Raw genomic sequence first — 5,767 nt, 5'->3', positions numbered from 1 at the left:
GGCCTTCATCCGCACTTTTCGACCAAGTGTTCCCTAACTCGATCCGCCAAGGGGAGGGGTCGCCGTCGGCGATCTGCATGCATCGACGCCGCCCCTCGTCGCCGCCACCGCCGTCACCGCCGTCACCTACGTCCCTCGGTGCCTGCACCCAGCGGGTTCGCGCCTCCATGCCTGTGAGAGTCATCATCCTCGTCCGTCGGAACCGTTCTTCGCCGCGTGGTCCCCGTCTGCCCTCCATGGAAACCGTCAAAACACGCGGAAAACCATTGGTGTCGACCCATCGATTCAATACGGCGCCGTACGCGTCCCGTTCGAGGGGCGAGAACGGGTCGTAGTTGAAGAAAAGGGGGCCCAAATCTTCAACAAGCCGCCGTACGCGAGCATCTGCGAGCGACAAAACGGGGCGTTGTTGAATTGGTTCTTCTCAGGTTCGCCAAGGGGTCGCTTCGAGCTTGCTTGACGACGTTCTGCGCGGCCGTGACCAGTGCAAACGAAAAAGAAGCGCCGTGTGCCTCTCAGTCGCATTCGCGGGTGCCGGAGTGCCCGCGGCGGACCTGGGCGCCTCTGCGGGGCGTGTGGCGCGACCGGGTAGCGCGCCCGTGTGGTGCGGCCAAGTGCAGGAGCGGTGTCGGCGCTACTGCGGGGCGCGACCGGGTGGCGCTGCCGGTTCGAGGCCGGACAAGAAAAGCTCCCCCGCCAGGACTCGAACCTGAAATGCCTGAACCAAAATCAGGAGTGTTGCCATTACACCACGGGGGACCGGCGCCGCCTCGGCTGAAGCGCCCGAGCTCGGGCGACGAAGGGGCCGCCCGGTCGGGCACGATCATTGCGCGCATGCACCGCGTAGAAGACTAGCAACACGGCCATCGGGGCCGCCCCAAAGGTGCGCGGTGCCATGTCGTCTCCCCGCCCCGCGCTCTGGCGCGCCGGCGAGGTCGCGATAGGCTCGGGAGCATGGGTATCCCGGGAAATGCCGTCCGCCGGCGCATGAGCGGGCCGGAGCGTCGCAGGCAACTCCTCGACATCGGCCGCGCGACGTTCGCGGAACGTGGCCTCGATGGCACGTCGATGGAGGAGATCGCGTCCCGGGCGGGGGTGTCGAAGCCGGTGGTGTACGAGCATTTCGGCACGAAGGACGGCCTGTACCGCGTGGTGGTGGCGGAGGAGATGGAGCGCCTGGAGAGCGTCATCGCCGATTCCATTTCGCGGGGCCGTTCGCGCGCGCGCATCGAGCGGGCGGTCGTCGGCCTGTTGACGTACGTGGAGGAGCACACGGATGGGTTCACCATTTTGGCCCGCGATCCGGGATCGAACACCGGCTTGGCGACGCTGCTGGGCAACGCCACCGGCCGGGTGTCCCACATTTTGGGTGCCGCCTTCACGCGCGCGGGCCTCGATGAGGCGCCGGCGGTGCTGTATTCGCAGGCGCTGGTGGGGATGGTGTCGCAGACGGCGCAGTGGTGGCTCGACGAGCGGACGTCCTCGGAGGATGGTCCGGCGCTGGACCGTGAGACGGTGGCGGCGCACATCGTGAACCTCTGCTGGAACGGTTTGGCGGGGATGGAGGCCCACCCGGTGTTGCGCGGCGACGTCGAGGGCCCGGCCGCCGAGGAGGGCGCGGTGTTCGGCGCCGGTCCGGAGGCGGATCCGGCGGAGAAGGTCCGCCGCGCCCACTGAACCGGGCACAGAACCCCACCGAAACGATGACCGAACCGCGCCCGCGCCGGCGCACGACGACCGCGGAAGCGGCAGATGAACGCGAGGACCGTGAATAAATCGAGGAACGCCAAGAACCAGCCGATGGTGGCCCCGTTGTCGGGCGTCGCCCAGGTGGTGGCGGGGGAGCCGCAGCTGAGGGGCGTCGTGAAGCATCTCGGCGACCCGGAACTGCACCTGACCGGCAATGACCGGGTACGCCCGCATCTCATCGCGGCGCTGGCGGCGAAGACCCCGGTGCTGGCGGTCACGGCGACGGGGCGCGAGGCGGAGGATCTGACCGCGGAGCTGCGGGCGATGCTGGGCGAGGGCGCGGCGATGTTCCCGTCGTGGGAGACGCTGCCGCACGAGCGCCTGTCGCCGGCGGTCGACACGGTGGCCACGCGCCGGGCGGTGCTGGCGGGCGTGAAGGCGGGGAAGGTCCGCGTGGTCGTCGCGGCGGTGCGGTCGCTGGTGCAGCCGGTGCTCGACGATGGCGCGGAGCCGATCCGCCTGGCCGTCGACGAGGAGGCGCCGGACCTGCCGGAGCGGCTCGAACGCCACGGCTATTCGCGGGTGGACATGGTCGGCCGGCGCGGGCAGTTCGCGGTGCGCGGCGGCATCGTCGACGTTTTCCCCGCGACGGCGGAGAATCCCGTCCGCGTGGAGTTGTGGGGCGACGAGGTCACGGAGCTGCGCCTGTTCTCGGTCGGCGACCAGCGCACCATCGCCGAGGAGGAGGGCGCCGGCCCGATGGGGGCCGTCGAGGTCCATGCGTGCCGGGCGCTGCTTCTCGACGACGCCGTCCGCGCCCGTGCCGGGGAGCTCGCGCAGGAGCGTTCGGGTGACGTGCAGGAGATGCTCGTGCGCATCTCGGAGGGCCAGTGGGTCGACGGGATGGAGGCGCTGATCCCGCTGCTCACCGACCGGCCGCTGGTGCCGCTGACGGAATTGCTTCCCGACGGCGCCCACACCCTGCTGTGCGGTCCCGAGCGGATCCGCTCCCGGGCGGCGGACCTCATCGCCACCGGCGACGAGTTCATGGCCGCCGCGTGGGAGACCGCCGCGATGGGCGGCGGCGCCCCCATCCCGTCGGACGGGCTGGAGGCCAGCGCCTACCGTGACCTCGACGACGTCCGCCGCGCACCGTGGTGGTCGATTTCCCCGCCGGGCATGCTCGACGGCGGGGTCACCGAGAACGACGTCCTGCCCCTGACGTACGAGCCCGGCCCCGAACCGCGCGGCGACCTCAAGGCCATCGGCGCCATGATGTCCCGGCTGCGGGAGGCCACGGTGGGCGGCGAGCGCGTCGCGTACATCGCGGGCACGCCGGCGGGGGTTCGTCGTCAAGCGGAGAAGTTCCGCGAAGCGGGGATCGCCTGCCGCATCGCCACGGGGCCCGAATACCCCGAACCCGGCCGGATCACGGTCTACCAGGGCGTCAGCCACGGTGGCCTGGTGTTCCCGCGCACCGACGGCGGCGCGCTGACCGTCATCGCCGAAGCCGACGTCACCGGCAACCGCGTCACCGACATCGGCGGCGGGCGCCGCAAGCCGGCCAAGCGCCGCAACCGCGTCGACCCGCTGGCGCTCGAGGCCGGCGACTACGTCGTGCACGACACCCACGGCATCGGCCGGTTCGTCAAGCTCACCGAGCGCACCATCGGCACCGGCGACGACCAGGCACGACGCGAATACGTCGTGCTCGAATACGCCTCCGGCAAGCGCGGCGGGCCGCCCGACCAGCTCTACGTGCCCATGGAGAGCCTCGACCAGCTGACCCGCTACGTCGGCGGCGAAAAGCCCGCCCTGTCCAAGATGGGCGGCTCCGACTGGAAGACCACCAAGCGCAAGGCCCGCGGCGCCGTCCGCGAAATCGCCGAGGAACTGGTCAAGCTCTACGCCGAGCGGCAGGCCGCGCCGGGCCACGCCTTCGCCCCCGACTCGCCGTGGCAGACGGAGATGGAGGACAACTTCCCCTTCGCCGAAACCGAGGACCAGCTCACCGCGATCTCCGAGATCAAGGCGGACATGGAGAAGCCCGCGCCGATGGACCGCGTGCTCATCGGCGACGTCGGCTACGGCAAGACCGAGGTCGCCCTGCGCGCCGCGTTCAAGGCGGTGCAGGACGGCAAGCAGGTCGCCGTGCTCGTGCCCACGACTCTGCTGGCGCAGCAGCACCTGGCCACCTTCGCCGAGCGCATGGAGGGCTTCCCCGTGACCATCCGGGGCCTGAGCCGCTTCACGTCGACGCGCGAGTCGAAGGAGATCATCAAGGGCCTGTCGGAGGGCACGGTCGACATCGTCATCGGCACCCACCGCCTGCTGCAGACGGGCGTGTCGTGGAAGCAGCTGGGCCTTGTCATCGTCGACGAGGAGCAGCGCTTCGGCGTCGAGCACAAGGAGCACATCAAGGCGCTGCGCAACCACGTCGACGTGCTCACCATGTCCGCGACGCCGATCCCGCGCACGCTGGAGATGTCGATGGCCGGCATCCGCGAGATGAGCCAGATCCTCACCCCGCCGGAGGACCGCCACCCGGTGCTGACCTACGTGGGCGCGCAGTCCGACAAGCAGATCGCCGCGGCCATCCGCCGCGAGCTGCTGCGCGACGGGCAGGTGTTCTACCTGCACAACAAGGTCGCGACCATTGACAAGGCGGCGCAGAAGGTGCGCGACCTAGTGCCGGAGGCGCGCGTCGTCGTCGCCCACGGGCAAATGGGCGAGGAGATGCTCGAGCGCACGGTCCAGGGCTTCTGGGACCGCGAATTCGACGTGCTCGTGTGCACGACGATCGTGGAAACGGGCCTGGACATCGCCAACGCGAACACGCTGATCGTGGAGAACGCGCATCACATGGGCCTGTCGCAGCTGCATCAGTTGCGCGGCCGCGTGGGCCGTTCCCGCGAACGCGCCTACGCCTATTTCCTGTATCCGGCGGATCAGACGCTGACGGAGAATTCCTACGATCGCCTGGCCACCATCGCGCAGAACAATGATCTCGGCGCCGGAATGGCGGTGGCGATGAAGGACCTGGAAATGCGAGGGGCGGGAAATGTGCTCGGCGCGGAACAGTCGGGCCACATTTCGGGCGTCGGTTTCGACATGTACGTCAGATTGGTCGGAGAGGCCGTCGCGGCGATGAAGGCGGTGGCCGACGGCGAAACGCCCGACGCGTCGGCGCAGGAGCCGAGGGAAATCCGCATCGATCTTCCCGTCGACGCCAACATCCCCGCCACGTACGTCGATTCGGAGCGGCTGCGCCTGGAGGCGTACCGGAAATTCGCGTCGGCGCAGGCCATGGAGGACATCGACGTCGTCTTGGACGAACTCGTCGACCGTTATGGCGAGCCCCCGATCGAGGTGCAGCGCCTGGCCGCGATTTCGCGATTGCGAATTATTTGCCGCGAGTTCGGCGTGCATGAAGTTCAGGCGACGGGTTCTCACATTAAGATCGGGCCCATGGAGCTCGCCGATTCGAAGCAGGTGCGTTTGAAGCGCCTGCATCCGCAATCGACGTATCGGGCCGCATCGCGGACCGTTTCCGTGGCTGTGCCGAAGGAAGGGAAGGGCCTGAGGGCCAAGCCGGTGCGCGACGTCGCGCTGGTGCAATGGGTCGCCGATTTCCTGACCGGGATGGCGGGAATCCCCGTCATGGACATCGTCGGCGGCGCCAACGGCGGAAAGGACCGGAAATGACCATCATCGTGTTGGACCCGCGGTTTCCCACCGCAATTCCCCTCGAGGCGGCGAATCTGCTGACGGGGGAGGTGGCCTACACCGAAGAGGTGCCGATCCGCGTCCGGTGGGCGATCGCCGACGCCGGCGGGCATTCGGTATCGGATGCGGAGGTGCTGGTCACCACGGACGTCGACAACGATGACGTCCTCGACCGCATCGACGCGGGCGAGCGGGTGTTCAGCGTGGGCCTCGACGACGCGCCGTCGCCTCGGTCGGCTTCCGCGCCGGTTGCCGAGTCCCCGGCCCCGGCGCGGTCCGTGGCCGGTGGAGCGCCGGACATGGCCGAGCCGCTTGACGACGCCCCGGCGCCCGGCCAGCCCGCCCCCGCCGC

General features: G+C 69.4%; 2 protein-coding genes, 1 tRNA gene and 1 pseudogene. 3 read left to right on the top strand and 1 reads right to left on the bottom strand.

Annotated features, from left to right (window positions below; genetic code table 11):
• Positions 1–688: 688 nt before the first annotated feature.
• Positions 689–759: transfer RNA gene (locus tag GX015_RS07555), tRNA-Gln, on the bottom strand.
• Positions 760–987: 228 nt separating this feature from the next.
• On the opposite strand from GX015_RS07555, the gene GX015_RS07550 reads away from it, so the two are divergent.
• The 3 genes and pseudogenes from GX015_RS07550 to GX015_RS07540 form a co-directional block, all read left to right on the top strand.
• On the top strand, positions 988–1,677 hold the full coding sequence (locus GX015_RS07550; RefSeq protein ID WP_291344062.1) for a TetR/AcrR family transcriptional regulator: 690 nt from the start codon (positions 988–990) through the stop codon (positions 1,675–1,677).
• 75 nt (positions 1,678–1,752) lie between these two features.
• Positions 1,753–5,394 carry a transcription-repair coupling factor gene (mfd, locus tag GX015_RS07545; protein ID WP_291344060.1) on the top strand — a complete coding sequence of 1,214 codons (3,642 nt, stop codon included), beginning with the start codon at positions 1,753–1,755 and terminating at the stop codon, positions 5,392–5,394.
• Positions 5,391–5,767: pseudogene (locus GX015_RS07540) on the top strand (nucleoside triphosphate hydrolase); the annotation flags it as partial. The gene mfd and the pseudogene GX015_RS07540, both read left to right, overlap by 4 nt.

The sequence above is a fragment of the Corynebacterium sp. genome, assembly GCF_012837295.1.
Classification (GTDB): Bacteria; Actinomycetota; Actinomycetes; order Mycobacteriales; family Mycobacteriaceae; genus Corynebacterium.
The sequence above is the reverse complement of the archived record's forward strand: the minus strand, read 5'-3'. Positions and strand labels throughout refer to the sequence as shown.